This is a genomic window from Streptomyces sp. LX-29 (genome assembly GCF_029541745.1).
In the GTDB taxonomy this organism is placed as follows: Bacteria; Actinomycetota; Actinomycetes; order Streptomycetales; family Streptomycetaceae; genus Streptomyces.
Genome location: NZ_CP089746.1, coordinates 8,003,129 through 8,019,383, shown reverse-complemented (window position 1 = coordinate 8,019,383; position 16,255 = coordinate 8,003,129). Strand labels below are relative to the sequence as shown.

Annotated in this window: 13 protein-coding genes; 4 read left to right on the top strand and 9 right to left on the bottom strand. The window is 71.4% G+C overall.

Annotated features, from left to right (window positions below):
• Nucleotides 1–25 precede the first annotated feature (25 nt).
• The 5 genes from LRS74_RS32565 to LRS74_RS32545 form a co-directional block, all read right to left on the bottom strand.
• The gene (locus LRS74_RS32565) at nucleotides 26–1,147 is read right to left on the bottom strand and encodes an amidinotransferase (RefSeq protein ID WP_277745036.1); all 1,122 of its coding nucleotides are present in this window, start codon (nucleotides 1,145–1,147) and stop codon (nucleotides 26–28) included.
• A gap of 235 nt (nucleotides 1,148–1,382) precedes the next feature.
• Entirely contained in the window at nucleotides 1,383–1,835 is a 453-nt protein-coding gene (locus tag LRS74_RS32560; protein WP_277744384.1) for a GNAT family N-acetyltransferase, read from the bottom strand.
• Nucleotides 1,836–1,880: 45 nt separating this feature from the next.
• Nucleotides 1,881–3,122, bottom strand: coding sequence for an IS110 family transposase (locus LRS74_RS32555; RefSeq protein ID WP_277738979.1), 1,242 nt, complete (start codon nucleotides 3,120–3,122; stop codon nucleotides 1,881–1,883).
• Nucleotides 3,123–3,788: 666 nt separating this feature from the next.
• Nucleotides 3,789–4,943 (bottom strand): serine hydrolase domain-containing protein, encoded by a 1,155-nt coding sequence (locus tag LRS74_RS32550; RefSeq protein WP_277744383.1) that lies wholly within the window; start codon nucleotides 4,941–4,943, stop codon nucleotides 3,789–3,791.
• Nucleotides 4,944–5,521: 578 nt separating this feature from the next.
• Nucleotides 5,522–6,598, bottom strand: a complete 1,077-nt coding sequence (locus LRS74_RS32545; RefSeq protein WP_277744382.1) for a glutamate--cysteine ligase — start codon at nucleotides 6,596–6,598, stop codon at nucleotides 5,522–5,524.
• A 319-nt stretch (nucleotides 6,599–6,917) separates the two neighbouring features.
• Between LRS74_RS32545 and LRS74_RS32540 the strand changes: the two genes are divergently transcribed.
• The gene (locus tag LRS74_RS32540) at nucleotides 6,918–7,559 is read left to right on the top strand and encodes a hypothetical protein (RefSeq protein WP_277744381.1); all 642 of its coding nucleotides are present in this window, start codon (nucleotides 6,918–6,920) and stop codon (nucleotides 7,557–7,559) included.
• Nucleotides 7,560–8,340: 781 nt separating this feature from the next.
• On the opposite strand, the gene LRS74_RS32535 is transcribed toward LRS74_RS32540, so the two are convergent.
• Nucleotides 8,341–9,000 carry a TetR/AcrR family transcriptional regulator gene (locus LRS74_RS32535; RefSeq protein ID WP_277744380.1) on the bottom strand — a complete coding sequence of 220 codons (660 nt, stop codon included), beginning with the start codon at nucleotides 8,998–9,000 and terminating at the stop codon, nucleotides 8,341–8,343.
• Nucleotides 9,001–9,206: 206 nt separating this feature from the next.
• Here LRS74_RS32535 and LRS74_RS32530 point away from each other — a divergent pair, with 206 nt between their 5' ends.
• Nucleotides 9,207–9,842 (top strand): DUF2867 domain-containing protein, encoded by a 636-nt coding sequence (locus LRS74_RS32530; RefSeq protein WP_277744379.1) that lies wholly within the window; start codon nucleotides 9,207–9,209, stop codon nucleotides 9,840–9,842.
• A gap of 42 nt (nucleotides 9,843–9,884) precedes the next feature.
• Here LRS74_RS32530 and LRS74_RS32525 read toward each other — a convergent pair whose 3' ends face one another.
• Nucleotides 9,885–10,352: a hypothetical protein gene (locus tag LRS74_RS32525; protein ID WP_277744378.1), complete on the bottom strand. Its 468-nt coding sequence runs from the start codon at nucleotides 10,350–10,352 to the stop codon at nucleotides 9,885–9,887.
• 210 nt (nucleotides 10,353–10,562) lie between these two features.
• Here LRS74_RS32525 and LRS74_RS32520 point away from each other — a divergent pair, with 210 nt between their 5' ends.
• Together LRS74_RS32520 and LRS74_RS32515 are read left to right on the top strand one after the other, a co-directional pair.
• Nucleotides 10,563–11,144, top strand: coding sequence for a GNAT family N-acetyltransferase (locus LRS74_RS32520; protein WP_277744377.1), 582 nt, complete (start codon nucleotides 10,563–10,565; stop codon nucleotides 11,142–11,144).
• Nucleotides 11,145–11,208: 64 nt separating this feature from the next.
• Entirely contained in the window at nucleotides 11,209–12,300 is a 1,092-nt protein-coding gene (locus LRS74_RS32515; RefSeq protein ID WP_277744376.1) for an IS630 family transposase, read from the top strand.
• Here LRS74_RS32515 and LRS74_RS32510 read toward each other — a convergent pair.
• Both LRS74_RS32510 and LRS74_RS32505 read right to left on the bottom strand, forming a co-directional pair.
• On the bottom strand, nucleotides 12,297–13,181 hold the full coding sequence (locus LRS74_RS32510; RefSeq protein ID WP_277744375.1) for an aminoglycoside phosphotransferase family protein: 885 nt from the start codon (nucleotides 13,179–13,181) through the stop codon (nucleotides 12,297–12,299). The genes LRS74_RS32515 and LRS74_RS32510 overlap by 4 nt on opposite strands.
• Nucleotides 13,182–13,417: 236 nt before the next feature.
• Nucleotides 13,418–15,865 (bottom strand): FUSC family protein, encoded by a 2,448-nt coding sequence (locus LRS74_RS32505; RefSeq protein WP_277744374.1) that lies wholly within the window; start codon nucleotides 15,863–15,865, stop codon nucleotides 13,418–13,420.
• Between the last annotated feature and the right edge of the window lie 390 nt (nucleotides 15,866–16,255).

Below are 16,255 nucleotides of genomic sequence, written 5' to 3'. Positions count from 1 at the left end.
CCGCGGTCGGCGAGCACGGGGCGGATCAAGGGAAATAGGACTCGAGCGTGCCGCGGCGACGGATGTCGAGCGTCGCGCAGTGGAACGAGCCGCCGAACGGCGCGTAGTGCATCAGGTCGCACGGGATCGGTTCGAATCCCCATCTCTCGAGGGCGCGCAGCATATCGGTGTGGTGCCGCTCCACGATCACCCGTTTCTCGTCGACCATGAGAACGTTCATGTTGAGCCATTTGCCGCACATGGAGGTGATCCTCAGCACGCGCTCGTCGATCGGGTTGGGCTCGGGAGCGACCAGGATGTCCCAGGACTTCAGGATGTCGGGCAGGCGGTCGACGTCGATGTACTCGGGGTTGATCAGTGCCTTGCCGGGCGAGAGCGGGATGAACGTCGTGTCGATGTGCATCGGCGCGCGGCAACGGCTCTCGATCTCATGGATGCGATATCCCGGTCCGAGATGGCGGCGCAGCCAGGAGATGCCCATCTCGTTGGTGACGTTGCTGCGCGTCACGAACAGGTCCCGCCCGGCGCGCACGAAATCCGCGGCGTCGAATACGGGCTCGAACTCGGTGAGGATATAGCGCATGGGCTCGCCGTCCGCGGGGACGGTGAAATCCGCCTCGAACAGTGCGTCCGTGAGCTGCGGCCTGGGAGCCGCCGTCCAGCGCGCTCCGCGCCGGAAGTAGTCCTTGAGGAGCGTGCGATAGGAGTGGGTCTCGAAATAGCGGCACGGCCATGCCATCGGGGTCTCGATGATCTCGTCGCCGATCACGAGCATGCTGTCACGCGGACAGGTGTTGCAGAAACCGTGCGACGACCAGTCGGGGGTGCCGAAGCGCTGCCCGTGGTCGACCGCGTCCGGGCGCCTGACCGTGATGCCGAGGGACCGCAGGAGGGCGATGAACTGATCGAGTTCGCGCTGGGCCTCCTCGACCATCTTGCGCGGATACCTGCAACTGGCGGCGAGGCCCTGCAATCGCGCCGCCCAGGGTGGGAGGTTGCAGGCCACGACCGGATGCTTGGAGGGGATCGTCGCGCCGTCGAGGCGCCCGACGATGACCTCCTCCAGCGGGTCCCACTCGTTGTGCGAGCTGACCGGCGAGACGAGAGGTTCAGCGGCCTTTTCCGTCGCGGCCGACGGTGCCGCCATCACGCGTATTCCCCAGCACACGTCTCGGCATCGTCGTCGACCGCCGCCCTCAGAATGCCGGCCATTCGCACCACCGCCATACTCAACCGCTTTCGATCGCGGAATTCAGTAATGCACTGTACCCAGTACCTTTACTCAAGGTGGTGTGGCAGGGCTGTGCGCGTCGACGACGGAACCGTCCCGGCGCCCCCGGCCTCCGGCCAGCCACCGGGCGCGCTCCCGTGGTTCACCCGAGCTACGGCTGGACCACCGCGGACGGGTCCATCCACCCCGTGAGCACGTCTCCCTCACGGACGAGCTCCACACCCATGCGGGCCATCAGCTGTCTGACAGCCGTGTTCTCCGGTGCCGTGCTCACGCACACCGTACCGATCCCCTCCGCGCGGGCCCGGTCCAGAAGCTGCTTGAGGACAGCGCCGCCCACGCCGGCGCCACGATGGGAACGGCCGATCCACACCCCGGCCTCCACCGCCCCGGCCGGCTCCTCCATGGGGCACAGCCGGGCGGCTCCGACCACCCGCTCGCCCACGACGACGGCGAAGGTGGTCTCCACAGGCTCGACAGCCAGCGCTCTCGACTCATGAAACCGCAGAAACGCGGCCTGACGTTCGAGCGTCCAGCCATCCGGCCCGCCGACCGGCGGCATCACCTCGCGGGGATCGGCATCCGCCACGGCGACGTGCCGCAACTCCTCGAGAAGAGCCCGGTCAAGACATCCGATGCAGTTGATCTGTCAAGCAGCGATGGTGAGTTGTGGGGTCGGCGGGGTGGGGAACGCGGTGAGTTCGTCGTAGGGGGTGCGCTTGGTGAGGCAGTGGTGGAGGCAGCCGAGCATGCGGTTGAAGAGGTTGCGCTGGGCGGCTGTGTGGCGGTCTCCGTCGGCTCGTCGCCGGTCGTAGTGGGCGCGGGCGCCTGGGGAGGCAGTCAGGCTGGCGAACGCCCAGACGTAGCCGACCGAGGCCAGACGCTGGTTCTTGACCCTGCGGGCCATGACCGCGAGGCTTCTGCCGGACGCCCGGGTGACCGGTGCGGCTCCGGCGAAGGCTTTCAGGCCTTTCGCGTCGGTGAATCGGGATCGGTCGTCGCCGATCTCGGCGAGCACCCGGGCGCCGGTGAGTGACCCGAGCCCTGGAAAGCTGGTGATGATCTCGGCGTCCGGGTGCGCATCAAAAGACTCCACCGTCGCTTCGGCAAGGTCGTCGACGCTGATGCAGGCGGCATCAAGCTGTCTGAGCAGGGCGATGGCCTGGCGTCCCATGGCTTGCTCGACCTGGTGGGGCTGGCGCATCTGCGTGATGCGCAGGGCGTCTCGCAGTCGTTCGGCTTCTGCCTCGATGCCGCGCTGGCGGCCGGCCTTCTTCAGCAGCGCGCGCAGCTGGGCGCGGGTGAGCTTGGCTGCCTGGTCGGGAGTGGGGGCCGCGGCCAGCACGGCGCGGGCGACGCTGCTGCTGATCCCTTCGCGGTTGTGCTGGAAGGCCGCGAGGAAGCCGGGGAAGTATTCACGCAGGTGGGAGCGAAGTTTGTTGCCCGCCTGGGTGCGGTCCCAGACCGCGTCCTGCTGGGCGCGGGCCAGGACGGCGATCGCTTGGGCGAGCTCGCTGTCGTCGGGCAGAGGCCGGTGGGCGGCCCTGTCCGTGCGCAGGATGTTCCCGAGCACCATGGCGTCGAGGTGGTCGGACTTCTTGCGGGTGACCGCATGGCGGTCTCTGTAGCGGGCGGCGGCCATCGGGTTGATCGCGTAGATGGGCCGGCCGGTCGCGCGGAGGCAGGCGACGAGGAGGCCGCGGGAGGTCTCGATCGCGACGGGGACTGGGGCGTTGGCGGTGTCGCCGTGGGTGGTGAGGAGTTCGAGGAGCTGGTGCAGGCCGTCGAAGTCGTCGGTGATCCGGGCCCTTGCCAACAGGGTTCCCTCGTGGTCGACCAGGGCGACGTCGTGGTGGTCGCTGGCCCAGTCGATTCCGCAGGTGACGGTCATCGTGTCGTGTTCGTCCTCTCGGTCGGGGGGCGTGCTGCTGGTCGCAGCCGTGCGGGGGCACGCGTCTCCCTAATGGAAGGGCTCGATGGCCCTGCATCCGATCAGCCGTTCGTGACCCCAGCGGCCATCAGGGCCCTCGGTCTGCTCCAGAGCTCGGTGACTCCAGGCGTGATGAGAGGTGACCCCTGTGGGCGGCTCGGACCACAAACCTCAACGATCCGATCATCGGACCGGATGCGGTGGAGGCGTGAACTCGTGACAGTGGACGGTCCCGGAGGCCGGCTCTTGACCAAGGGATCCAGTCCCAGGGGGTGTGTACGGCTTCTCCGGAACCGACCACCGTCACGAGAAAGTGATGCGGGGCCCGCAGTCTCTTTCAGGGCCTCGATGGGCCGGGGTGGGCCTGGCGGTGCCCCGCATCACTGCCCATTAGGGGGTGAAGCGAGACATCGGACCGCATGGCTCCATCAGACCGCATGGCTCCATCGTCCCACCTCGCATAGCCGCGGCCCATCGGATTCCACCCCCTCCCCCGGTGCCCTCGTCCGGTGCCCTCGTCGCCAGCCGAGCCACCGATCTCGTCGCCACCGGCGGCGGCCTGCCCGGCCGGGCAGGCGACCCGGGCACGGGGGAGGCACCGCGATCCCGAGGAGGCCGCACTCGGGGTCACGTCCCGCAGAACTCAGCCTCGACGATGTGGTCGAAGGTGCCACTCCAGTCGCTGTTGAAGTTGATCGACAGCGCGTGCTCGCCGTTCGCGGTCGTCAGGGTCTGCGAGGAGGAGCCCTGGATTCCTCCGCTGTGGCCCCACAGGTCGCCGCAGGGCGTCGTCAGCTTCATCAGACCGAGGCCGTAGGAGACGTTCGATCCCGCGCCGACGGGCACGGTCGTGGTCATCTCCTTCAGTTGGCGCGGCCCGAGGAGCTTTCCCAAGAGCAGAGCCCGGTAGAACCGGTTGAGATCCTCGGCGGTGGCGACGATCTCGCCCGCCGCGCCCGCGAGGGAGGGGTTGAGGTCGGTGACGTCGTACGTCACGCTGCCCGGCTCCGGACGCCCGCCGAGGGTTCCGGTCAGTTTCGAGTACGCGCGGCCGCTGGGCTTGGGTATTCGAGTCTCGGTTCCCGGCAGTTCGGTGGCGTTCAGACGCAGCGGGCGCAGGATGCGGCGCTCGATCTCCTGGGCGTAGGAATGACCGGTAGCCTTGTTGATCACCATGCCGGCGAGGATGTAGTTGGTGTCCGAGTAGTGCCAGCCGGATCCAGGCGGGAAGTCCGGCCGGTGGGTCATCGCGAGCTCGACGATCTTCCGCGGTGTCCAGGTGTCGTAGCGGTGTCGGAGGAAGTCGGTGCCGAACGCGCTCCGTTGGAAATCCGGATCCTCGGTGTAGCTGGATATCCCGCTGGTGTGGCCGAGGATCTGACGCAGCGTGATCTGGCGACCGTCGTGCCCGTTGCCGCGGACCAGGCCGGGCAGCCAGCGGTCGACGGTGTCGTCCAGGCCAAGCCTCCCCTCCGCCTCCAGCTGGAGCATCACCGTGGCGACGAAGGTCTTGGTGATCGAGCCGACCCGATACCGGTCCTCGGACCGCCGTGGCGCACCGCTCTGCAGGTCGGCTGTGCCGGCCTGTCCGGTCCAGGTGTCGCGCCCCTTCCGAGCCACCGCGATCACCCCGAGCACCCCGTTCCCGACCTCCGCGTCGATGGCCCGCTGGGTGGCCCGGTGCTCGCCCTGCGGGGCCGTCCTCGGCTCGGTCGCGGTGACGGTGGCGGAGGCGGGCGTCGCGAGGGCCGTCGTCAGCAGGGTGGCCGTCAGCGCCGCCACGACGCCCCCGACCGGCCGGACGGCGGCGGCGGCGCGTCGTGGCGCGCGCGGCAGCTCCGTCCTCGGCCTGTCGGGCCGCTCGTTCGCCCCTCGTGCGCCGGTGACCGATCTCGCGGTACGCCGGGGGCCGTGCTGCCGCCGTAAGAAGCGGAACCTGCGGCTTTCGTGCTCGTACACGACCTATCTCCTGCGGGTTGGGTTGGTGGGAGGCCACCGGCCCAGGGCGGGCTGGCGGGAGAGGCGACCGGCTGAGGGGCGCTCTGGTGACGGGAGGCACCTGCTCGGGGCGGGCTGGTGGTGGGAGACCACTGAGGCTCGGGGCGGACTGGTGGTGGGAGACCACCAGCTCAGGGCGGGCTGGTGGGGGCGACCGGTCTGTGGGACCAGCATCGCTGAGCGGCCGATGCGGGGGAATGCTGTTACCCCCCTGCCGCACGGTGGTGTTAACCCCCCTGTGCCACCACCGCCGAGCGCCCCGTACCGCCCGCCCCCGCCCTTCGGACGTCGCCGCTGAGTTTGCCGGCCCCTCCCCCGGTTTCGGTCCCGCCGGTCAGTGGTCCGTCCCGCGCCTGCGGCCGTCAGGCCGACGTCCGCCGCACCGCGTCCGCCACGACGGCCCGCGGGTCGCCCGTGCGGCCGAAGGTGTCGCGCTGCCGCTGGGCCCCGTTGCCCCGGGACAGCACCTCTCCGAGGCGGTCCCGGACGAGTTCCAGATCGCCGATGTCCTCGAGCGCGTCCACCGTGTGGTCCAGCAGTGCCTGGAGCACGGTTCCGGCCGGGCAGGGCCTCCCGGTCCGTGGATCCACCAGGTCACCGCTGAGCCCCGAGCGCCCGGCGCGCCACGAGGCCAGCCGAAGTTCCCCGACACCGATCTCCTGCGCGGGCTCCCCGGCCAGTCGGCCGCGAGCGGCCGTCTCCACCAGGCCGCGCACCAGCGCCGCGACGAGCACGGTGTCGTCCACCTCCATGCACACGTCGGACACCCGCACCTCGACGGTCGGATAGCGGTGGGAGAGGCGCGCGTCGAAGTAGAGCATTCCCTTGTCCAGCAGAGTGCCGGTGGCGAGCATCGCCTCTACCCGCCGGTGATACCTCTCGGCGGACCCGAATGCCTCCGTCGGGCCGGCCGACGGCCAGCGGCTCCACACCTGGCTGCGATAGCTGCTGTATCCGCTGTCCATCCCCTGCCAGAACGGGGAGTTGGCGCTCAGGGCGAGCAGCGGCGGCAGCCAGGGGCGGATCCGGTCGATGATCGCGACACCCTCCTCGTCCGACTCGACACTCACATGGATGTGACAGCCGCAGGTCAGCTGCTCCTGCGTGGTCAGGCCGAACTCCCTCGCCAGCCACTGATAGCGCTCGCCCTCCCCGACGGTGGGCGCCACCTCCAACGGCGAGGTGGCCAGGGCCGCCACCTGTGCCCCGACCTCCCGGGCCCGTTCGGCCGCCGCCTGCCGCCGGCGTCGTACGTCCACTGCCAGGTCCGCCATGGCCCGGTGCGGTTCGGTCGCGAACTCCAGCTGCTCGCGCTGCAGCTCCGCCGCGAAGGCGACGTCCCGGGCGGTGGCCTCCAGAATGGCGCCGGACACGGCCTGTGGTTCCCCGGTCTCCGGGTGGACCAGCAGCAGCTCTTCCTCCACGCCCACGCTTCGCATCGGACCCAACACCTCTCTGCCCGGAGACTACGAGATCTCGGTTGCCCGACACGCCACGACTCACGCAGGTTTCGCCCACGCGGAGCACCGGTACCGGCCCGGGTGCCCACTGGCGCCGGTGCCGGTGCCGGTGCGCGGGATCGAGGGTGCCGCCCGGCGGACACGGCCGACACGCCGTCAGCGGCCGACCGGGGGCTCCCGGTCGGCTACGGGCCGGCCTCGGCGGTGCGGACCGACGACGTCCCGCTGTCGGTGCCGGCTCGTACAGTCGGGCCGACCGAGTACTGGTGGACAACCCGCGAACGGGACGGCACAGAGCATGACAACCCCTACCGTCGACCATGGCGCCGCCCTCACCGAGCGCGTCATCGCCTCCGTCGAGGCGGAACCGCACCGACTGATCCTCGACTACGCCCCGTGGGCGGGGCCGTGGCTGGACGGGCCGCCGGAGCCGGTGCCCGCCGATGTGCTGGCCACCGCCACGTTCCCCAGCGGGCGGCCGTTGCCGCCCAGCCTCCGTCGCTGGCTGGCGTTCGACGGCGGGTTCTTCCGTCGGTTCGGCTGGATCGGTCCCGACCGCCGTTTCACGCCGCGCCCGCTCGGACGGCTCGCGCGCGACACCCTCGGCGACGGCTGGGGAGGGGTCTATGACGCGCTGTCGGCTCGCTTCGACGAGTGCTTCCTCCTGCCGGGCGGGTCCGACTCCCGTCGCGTCCTGGCCACCGGTGAGCCCGACGATCACGGGGAGTACCCGGTCTTCGCCCTGGACGTCGACGACATCCCCTGCATCGAGCTGATGTATCCGGGACTGGACGTCTACCTGGCGGACACCGCCGGACTGATCACATGTCAGGGCCGCGGCTACTCCGCCCTGGCCGAGGACCGGACGTACGGCCGGCGCATGCACACGCACGCGCGGAACGCCTTCGGCGGGGAGCTGCACGAGGACTGCTTGCCGTGACGGTCATCGGCGGCGGCTCCTCCCGGCATGCGGCGGCGTGCTGACCGGGCCTCACCCCAGGCGCGGCGGCTCGTGCCCGCCCTCCCGACTCCCCCGGCGGGGTGGGGACCAGCCGGGGTGTGCGGTTGTGCGCGACGCGGCTACGGGAACGGAGATCGTGGGGTTCGGCTCTCCGGCGAACAGCGTCAGGCGGTCTGCACATGCACGCGAGTGGGGGGACTGCGGGGAGGGTGGCGGGGACTATCGCAGGGGTGCGCCATGCGGTGGCACGCCCGCTCCGGGCGGAGCCGAGAGGACGATCACCCGGGCCAGGTCCCGGTGTATCCGCTCGGCCTCGTTGCGCACCTCGGCTGGGACGTCGCCTCGTTCGGCGACGAGCCGAACGTAGATCGGGGTTTCCTGGAACACGGTGGGTATCTCTGCCTTCTGTCACGGGTGGGTCTTCAGCGGACGGCGTGGATGCTACAGGTGTGGATCGAATGGGGACTCGTCGATCAGATCCGTGAGACGTCGGGCACGCCCGTGGAACACCGAGGTGCTCATGCGGTCGCGGCCCGAACTGCCCATGCCCGGCAGCCTAAAGCGAGGCACTGACAGGGGACCTTCAGCGGCCGACGCACCGCACCCTGGTCTCTCCCCGCTCCTTCGGGACGGCGGAGCGGGCCGCTTGGAGCCGCGCTGCCGCGAAGTGCCGAGTAGCGCTACGGCGCAGCAGGTGAAGGTGGCAGCCAAGGGGTGGGCGGCGTACGACCAGCCTGCCGCGTGGCCGGCCGTGGAGCGCTCACGTTCGCGGACCTGGACGCGTCGCGATCTCACTGCCGGAGGTGTCTGGGGCGCCGGGGGATCCGGGGCTGGTGAGGGCGAGTGTCGCGTCGAGAAGTGCGGAGGTCAGGGCGGGGAGTCGGTCGGGGGATTCGGACAGCAGGAACAGCCAGGCGAAGACAGGTCCGACAAGGAGGGCGTTGAGGGTGGCCGGGTCGGGGCGGGTGGCGAGTTCGCCGCGTGCGGCAGCGCGGTCCAGGATCTCCGTGAGGGTCTGGCGCTGGGCTCCCAGGTATTTCTCGTCGAACCGGTCGCGTAGTGCGGGGTCGGCGTGGACATCGGCCAGCAGGCCGGGGACCGTCCCCTGTGGCGGCGAGGCCATGGTGGCCGCGATCTCGGCGAGCACGGCGGCCAGGTCGGCGCGGAGCGATCCGCGGTCGGGCGCCACGGCCAGGAACCGATCCGGCACGAGGACGTCGAAGATCATCTCCTGTTTGGTGGCGTGGCGCCGGTAGATCGCCGCCTTGCCCACGCCGGCTCGCGCGGCCACCTCGGCCATCGTGAGCCGCGCGTATCCCACCTCGGTCAGCAGCTCTCGAACGGCGGAGGCGATGGCCTCGTCGACGCGGCTGTCTCGGGGGCGGCCCCCCTGGTTGCGAGCTTGCTTGCGAGCAGACATGGGTGCATCATACGGAACCAGAAGTATCGAAACCAACGGTTCCAGAACTAGCGGTTCCGTGTTCTCTGGTGCGGCCGCGAGCTGGCGCGCCCGTCCGCGTCGATCCGCCGCGAGATCGATGCGCGGACGGCCGGCGACGATCACCGCCGGGTCCCGGCCCCACCCGGCCCGACCGACAGGGAACACCGGCTCGGAAGGAATGACCGATGCGAATCCCGAAAGCCGCCCACACCGCACAGCCGTGGCGGATCCACGAGTTCACCCACGACTTCCGGATCGAGGACGTGTGGTCCTTCCGCGCGCCCGACGCCGGGCCCGACGACTTCCCGGTGATGGTCGAAGCGCTGAAGACGGCTTACGACACCCGAAAGGATCCCGCCGCGGTCCGGTTCCTGTTCGCGGTGCGCTGGAAGCTCGGTGCCCTGCTCGGCTGGGACACCCCCCAGGCCGGCCTGGGTGGGCGGGTCGCCTCACTGTGCGACCGCCTCCCGCTCGACCTCGCCCAGACCGCGAACGACGCCGTCCCCTGCACCGACCCGTTCTCCGAGGTGTACCAGCTCGACGACGAAGCGGCCCGCGAGCTGGGCAACAAAACCGTCCACGACATCATGCACCTGGGCTGGGTGCCGACCGACGACGGTGGATACGAACTGCGCATGGCGGCGCTGGTCAAACCCAACGGACTGTTCGGACGGCTCTACATGGCCGCCATCCTTCCGTTCCGGTACCTCATCGTCTACCCGGCACTGACCCGCCAGTGGGAACGTGCCTGGCTCGACTACGGCCGCCCGAACCGGCACGCCGGGGACGCCGCGCGCGGAGAGACCGCCGGCCCGGACTGACCGGAACCACGGCGAACGACGACCGTGTGACGTCGCGCGCCTTCAGCGCAGCAGGGGCGAGGCGCGGGACACGAACGCCTCGATGGCCTCCCTCGCCCGGGTGTCCCGCGTGTCCCGGTCCGTCTGATCCTGTGCGTTGGACACCTCCGTGGTGCGCGCGTAGGCCCGTTCAGCCGCGAGGACCACGTCCTGGTCGTCGGTGAGCAGCCTGACCCGGTACAGCGCCTGTCGTGTCAGGGTGCGAAGGCGGTGTGCCTCGTCGCGCGCCCTGAGGAACGCCTCCCCGCCGGGGTCCTCGAGCTTGTGGTACCACCGCTCGGCCTGACCGCGCCGGTACTCCTCCGCCGCCGCCGCGAACGCGCTGTACGTGGCGATGCGTTCCTGCCGAAGCGCCTCAGAGCGTGCGAACAGCTCGCTACGTCGGGACGCGCGGCCCTGGAAGGCGTGCGTGATCACCGAACCCGACAACGTACCTATCACCGCGACGACACTCGTCCAGATGGTTTCCACGGGATCAGCCGACCACACGGGGGGGGGTCGGGCGCGAGGGGCGGCCCCGAGATGAGCCAGCCCTGCGTGGGCGCGCGGCATGGGGCGATCACTCCTCGGCGCGCGGCCGGTGGGTGGACGGGCGGCGGTGCAGCCGGGGCGGTCGTCGCCGCGTGGAGGCGGTGCGGGGTCGGTTGCGCTCATCTGACGGGTGGCCGGAATAATCGGCGCATGCACATTCTCTCGTTCGCCGAGGAGGCGACCCCGTCCGAACTGCGCGTGCAGGTGCGGGAGATACAGGAGCAGGCGTGGCCGTCCGCGCCGGGCGAGTCGGTCGCCGTCGACGCGACGGTGCACGATCCCGCGCTGCGGCCCTGGTCGATGCTGCTCGTGGACGAGGGGACGGTGCTGGCGGCGCTGGACATCCTGGCCAAGGAGCTGGTGCACGCGGGCGAGCGCTTCGCCGCCGGTGGGCTGAGCACCGTGGTGACGCGGCGCGAGGCACGGGGTCGCGGGCACGGCCGGCGCCTGGTGGCGGCGGCCCGGGAGGCGATGCGCTCCCGGGGCCTGGACCTGGGGCTGTTCACCTGCGACCGCCCGCTCCAGGCGTTCTACGAAAGCGCGGGTTGGCAGGCCCTGCCCGGCGCGGTGCTCGTCGGCGGGACACCGCACACCCCGTTCCCCAGCGATCAGCCCGGCTTCGACAAGGTGACCATGGCCGACTTCTTCTCGCCGGCGGCCCGGCAGGCCCGGGCCTCGTTCCACGACAGCCGCATCGAGGTGTACCCGGGTGAGATCGACAAGCTCTGGTGACCGGCGGTCGCCTTCGTCGCTCCCCGGCTAGTGACCTGAGTCGGAGATTCGTCGTTGGTTTGGTATGAGTCGTCCGGGTCCGAAGATTCCGCCGTTGTCGGTGACCGATGCCCAGCGGGTTGTGCTGGAAGGCTGGGTGCGTCGCCGCACGACGGCTCAAGCGCTGGCCCAGCGGTCGCGGATCGTGCTGGAGTGCGCCGAAGGGCACTCGATCATGGAGGTCTCCCGTCGACTGCAGGTCACTCCGGACACGGTCCGCACCTGGCGGCGACGCTTCCTCGAACGTGGCCTGGATGGACTGTCCGACGAGCCCCGGCCTGGTGTCCCACGGAAGATCACCGACGCGGACGTCGAGCGGGTCATCGTCAAAACGCTGGAAGAGACACCGAAGAACGCCACCCACTGGTCGACCAGGTCCATGGCGGCGGCCACAGGGATGTCGCAGTCGGCGATCTCGCGGATCTGGCGCGCATTCGCGCTGGCGCCTCACCGGTCGCAGACGTTCAAGCTCTCCACAGATCCCCTGTTCATCGACAAGGTCCGCGATGTCGTGGGCCTCTACCTCGATCCGCCGGAGAAGGCCCTGGTTCTGTGCGTGGACGAGAAGTCGCAGATCCAGGCCCTGGACCGGTCTCAGCCCGTTCTGCCGATGGTGCCCGGAGTCCCTGAGCGCCGCAGTCACGACTACGTCCGCGCCGGCACCACCACCCTGTTCGCCGCTCTTGAGGTCGCCACCGGCAAGGTGATCGGCTCTCTCCACCGCCGGCACAGGGCCGTTGAGTTCAAGAAGTTCCTGGCCAAGCTCGACAAGGAGGTGCCCGCGGACCTCGAGGTCCATCTCATCCTGGACAACTACGTCACCCACAAGACACCCGCGGTCAAGAAGTGGCTGCTGGCCCACCCGCGCTTCCACCTGCACTTCACGCCCACCAGTTCCTCGTGGCTGAACCTGGTGGAGCGGTGGTTCGCCGAGCTCACGCAGAAGAAGCTCAAGCGGGGCGTCCACCGCTCCGTCCAGGCACTGGAACGCGACATCCGGGCCTGGCTCGCCGACTGGAACGACCACCCACGGCCGTTCGTCTGGACCAAGACCGCCGACGAGATCCTCGACAAAGTCGCCGCCTACTGCCGAAGAATCTCTGACTCAGGTCACTAGCCGATGAGGGCCTGTTCGATCTGGCGTGTGGTCTGTGCGGCGACCCGGGGATTGACGTCGGCGTAGTGGACGTGGGCGTTCAAGCCGGTGGACAGGGCCCAGCCGCGGCCGCGGGTCCAGGTGGCGTCGTCGACGTCGAGCGCGGCGCGGAACGCGGCCCTGCTCCTCGCCGACATGAGGGTGTACGCGATGGTCAGATCGCGCGCCGGGTCGCCGAAGCCGAGTTCGCCGAAGTCGATGACCGCGCTCAGGCGCCCGTCGACGGTGAGCAGGTTGCCGGTGTGGAAGTCGCCGTGGAACCAGACGGGGGGCCGGTGCCATGCGGGCGCTTGGAGCGCCGCCTCCCACAGAGCGGTCATGGCCCGGGCGTCGAACGCGTGGGCGCACGTCGCGATGGCGGCCCGGGTGGCGTGGTCCCGGTCGGCCAGCGGGCGTCCGGCCAGCTCGTCGGGTGCGCCCTCCGGCGCGAGCCCTTGCAGGGCGGTGAGGAAGTTCGCCAGGTCCTCGGCGGTCTCGACGGAGTCGCCGAGCGCCGTGGCGGTGGCGGTCTCGCCGTCCAGCCAGCGGGACACCGCCCAGGGCCACGGGTAGCCGAACGCGGGCTCCCCCACGGCCACCGGAATCGGTATCGCCAACGGCAGCCGCGGGGCGAGTCGGGGCAGCCACCGGAACTCCTTCTCGGCCTGCCCGGCCGCGCCCTCGTGACGGGGCAGGCGGACCGACAGCTCCCGCCCCAGACGGTAGATCACATGGTCCGAGCCGGCGGGTTCGACCGGCCGCAGCGGTAGCCCGGCCCACCGCGGGAACCGCGTGTCGATCAGGCGCCGGGCCAGCGCGCCGTCGATCGGTGGACACGCTTCCCGGGTGCTTTCGGTCGCCAACGGGCAACTCCCTTGGTGGGCCTGCTCCGTGTGGCAGGCGGGAGAGCCATCACAGTGCCTCCCTGCCCCGTCTGTCGAACGGTTTTCGCTCCGGTCTCCGTGGTTGTGCGCTGTGGTCGCTCAAGACGTCTGACGTCGCCGTGGACGTCTCTCATCCAGCCGGCCCGAACGTCCCCCGCCGCTACGCCGGCACCTGACCGGGCGCGGTCGGGGGCCGCGCGGGCGAGCTCCTGCGCTCAACCGCGCCCGCCCCGGCCGATGCGCTTCAGGTCCGCGGAGAGGGAGTCCAGCCACGACACCGTCGCGTAGTAGACCCGTGGCGCGTCGGCGGGGTCCGTGTCGCGGGGGTCCGTGGCGTCGCGTATCGCCGCGGCCGGTGCGGACGGGGTGTCGCCACCCGGGTCGAGGGCCGCCGACACGAGGAGCATCCGCGCCGCGACCCGGTCGCCGAGGCGGGTCACGGCCGCCGCGGACTCCGGGTCCAGCGGGGGCGCCACCCACGGCGGCGCCGCGCCGTCGAGCGGGGTCGAAGGCTCCAGCAGGCGTTGCGCGCCCCAGAGGGTGTGGTGTCCGGCCATCAGCGCGGCCTGCCAGTCCGGCGACAGCGGCGCCTCGACCGGCTGGAGCGGCGCGCTCGGTTCGTCGGCCCCGACCCCGGCCTTCGTCTCTGTCCCGACGCCGGCGCCTGTCCCTGTCCCGAGCTCTGTCTCTGTCCGGGGCCCTGTTTCCGTATCTGTCCCAGGCCGGGCCTTTGGCTGCGTCTCTGTCTCTGTCGGAACAGGGGCCGCGAACCGCCCGGACTCGGTCGGCGACCGAGACGCCACCGCGGGCTGTCCGGAGCCCGCGGGTCCGCCTACGCCGGTGTGGTCGTGCGGCTCGCTCTGGAGCTGGGCGAATGCCGACTCGGCCAGGATCAGGAAGTGCTGCAGCGAGCGCTGACCGGGCGCCGCCAACGGCTCGCGCACCCCGCCCACCGCCACCGCGGCCGTCGTCGTCACCACGGCCTCGGCCGTGCCCCGCAGCAGGACGGCCACCGAGCGCCGCATCTCCTCGTGTGCGCCGCGCGGCCACGCCAGCAGTCCCAGGACGGCGCCGATCGCGCTCCCGATGAGCACGTCCAGCAACCGGACCTCGGCGAGCTGCCATGTCACCGGCACCAACTGGGCGAACACCAGGGCCACCACGACCGTGAACAGGCCCTGCGCCCACCCCACCCCGCGAACCGGGCCGAGCGTGAAGGTGACCAGCAGCAACGGCGGCAGTGTCGCCGCGTACACGACGGTGTCGGCGCCCACCAGCGTCAGCAGTCCGGCCGTCACGACCGCGCCGATCAGCGTGCCGGCCAGCGCCCGCTGGATGGTGTGCCGCGTCTCCACCACGGTGGTCCGGGTCAGCGTCAGGGTCGCCAGCATCGCCCAGAAGCCGTGGGGCAGGGTGTCGAGGCCGGCGACCGTCCGGGCCGCGGCCAGGGCCAGACTGATCCGGACCGCGTTCTGGAAGAACACGGAGCGCTGGCCCGCGTGCCCCACCAGGCGGCGCCACCACAGGTGCGGCGTGCGCATCCGCGCGTACCAGAAGCGGTCCGGCGGGAGTCCCTGGGCCGCGGCCCGGCCTCGTACCGAGAGGTCCGCGGCCGTCGACGCGGCCAGCGCGGCGTCCGCGATCTCCAACAGGGCGGCGTGTCGGCGCAGCATCGCCGGCGTGCCCGGGCCCGGGTCGACGGTGGCCAGTTCCCTTCTGGTGCGCAGCAGCGACTCATGGGCCCGGCGGGGTGACCGGGCGGGCAGCGTGCCGCGCAGCAGGGCCACCATCTCGGCGGCGGCCCGCTCCACCTGCGCGAGCACCGGGGGTTGGGCGAGCACCGGTGGCCGCTCGGGCCCCGGCGGCCCATGCGGCCTGCCACCGCCGGGAAGCCGTCGCAGCCGCTCCAGCAGGGCGCGGGTGGCCAGCCCGGTCTGGGCCAGTGCCCGTTCCCGAACCCCGGGCCCGGCGGGCCGCTCGGCCTCCGGCACGTGGGAGGGCCGAAGCGACCGGATCGCGCTCAGGGCGTCCCGCTCAGCGGCTCCGCTCAGCGCGTACGGGGCCGTGGCCAGCTGGTCCGCGCAGCGTGCGGCGGTCGCGGCGGCCCGGGCGGCGAGCTCGCGGTAGGGCACGGTGGGCGGGTCGGGGAAGAGCACGGCCTCCGCGGCGATCAGCAGCGCCAGCCCCACGGTGGTGCCGATCAGTCGTTCGGGCAGCGTCTCCGGAGCGTACGGCGGGAACGACGGCAGGATGTACAGCAGTTGCATGCCGGGCGCCGCGCCACCCAGCCGGGGGCCGCCGACGGCCACGAAGGCCAGGGCGAAGCCGATCACGAGCATCCCGGCGACCGCGCTCCAGGTCCGTACCGCGAGGAAGGTGCCGGCGGCGACCAGCAGCCACGCCGCCGGCAGGAGCCGCAGCAGCAGTGCGGCCCGTTGCCGCCCGGTCCCGGGGATCCGGGACAGCCCGGCCATCGCGACGGCCCCGAAGAGCGCGTACGGGGCGGCGACCGGCAGCTCCAGGCCGTACAGGAACAGGTAGAACCCGCTGGTGGCGGCGACGGTGACCCGGGCCGCCCGGCGGGCCGCTCCGGCGTACCGCGCGGGGAACCCCGGCCACAGGCGCTGTCCGCCCGCGCGCTCGCCGCCGGACCCATCACCCATGCCACCAGGATCATGCCTGGCGCGGCACGCCGCATGGCGCGGGGTCGACGGGCCACCGCGGGGACCGACGCGTCGCCGGGGCGGTCGGCGAGGCACCTCCTCGTCCCGCCGTGCGGCCGCGCGCCGAAACGTGGGGGTTATCGTTCGGCCGCATGGAACGTGAAGACGGTCGTGCGGCCGCGCGCGGCCCATGGCGACGGCCGTTCGGCCGCGCGCCGAAACATGGGGGTGATCGTTCGGCCGCACGGAACTCACGACGGTCGTGCGGCCGCGCGCGGCACATGGCGACGGTCCCCACCCGTCCGCTTGGCGCGGAGCGGGCGGTCGGGTCGAGCCGAGCGTCGGCGTCGCACGGAGGGAGGCTCCGGACGCCGTCAGCCGAGCCGCCTT

What these genes read in the sequence shown, in the direction of transcription:
- LRS74_RS32565 (WP_277745036.1), bottom strand. Translation starts at nt 1,147, where the DNA reads ATGGCGGCACCGTCGGCCGCGACGGAAAAGGCCGCTGAACCTCTCGTC.
- LRS74_RS32555 (WP_277738979.1), bottom strand. Translation starts at nt 3,122, where the DNA reads ATGACCGTCACCTGCGGAATCGACTGGGCCAGCGACCACCACGACGTC.
- LRS74_RS32545 (WP_277744382.1), bottom strand. Translation starts at nt 6,598, where the DNA reads ATGCGAAGCGTGGGCGTGGAGGAAGAGCTGCTGCTGGTCCACCCGGAG.
- LRS74_RS32540 (WP_277744381.1), top strand. Translation starts at nt 6,918, where the DNA reads ATGACAACCCCTACCGTCGACCATGGCGCCGCCCTCACCGAGCGCGTC.
- LRS74_RS32535 (WP_277744380.1), bottom strand. Translation starts at nt 9,000, where the DNA reads ATGTCTGCTCGCAAGCAAGCTCGCAACCAGGGGGGCCGCCCCCGAGAC.
- LRS74_RS32530 (WP_277744379.1), top strand. Translation starts at nt 9,207, where the DNA reads ATGCGAATCCCGAAAGCCGCCCACACCGCACAGCCGTGGCGGATCCAC.
- LRS74_RS32520 (WP_277744377.1), top strand. Translation starts at nt 10,563, where the DNA reads ATGCACATTCTCTCGTTCGCCGAGGAGGCGACCCCGTCCGAACTGCGC.
- LRS74_RS32515 (WP_277744376.1), top strand. Translation starts at nt 11,209, where the DNA reads ATGAGTCGTCCGGGTCCGAAGATTCCGCCGTTGTCGGTGACCGATGCC.
- LRS74_RS32505 (WP_277744374.1), bottom strand. Translation starts at nt 15,865, where the DNA reads ATGGGTGATGGGTCCGGCGGCGAGCGCGCGGGCGGACAGCGCCTGTGG.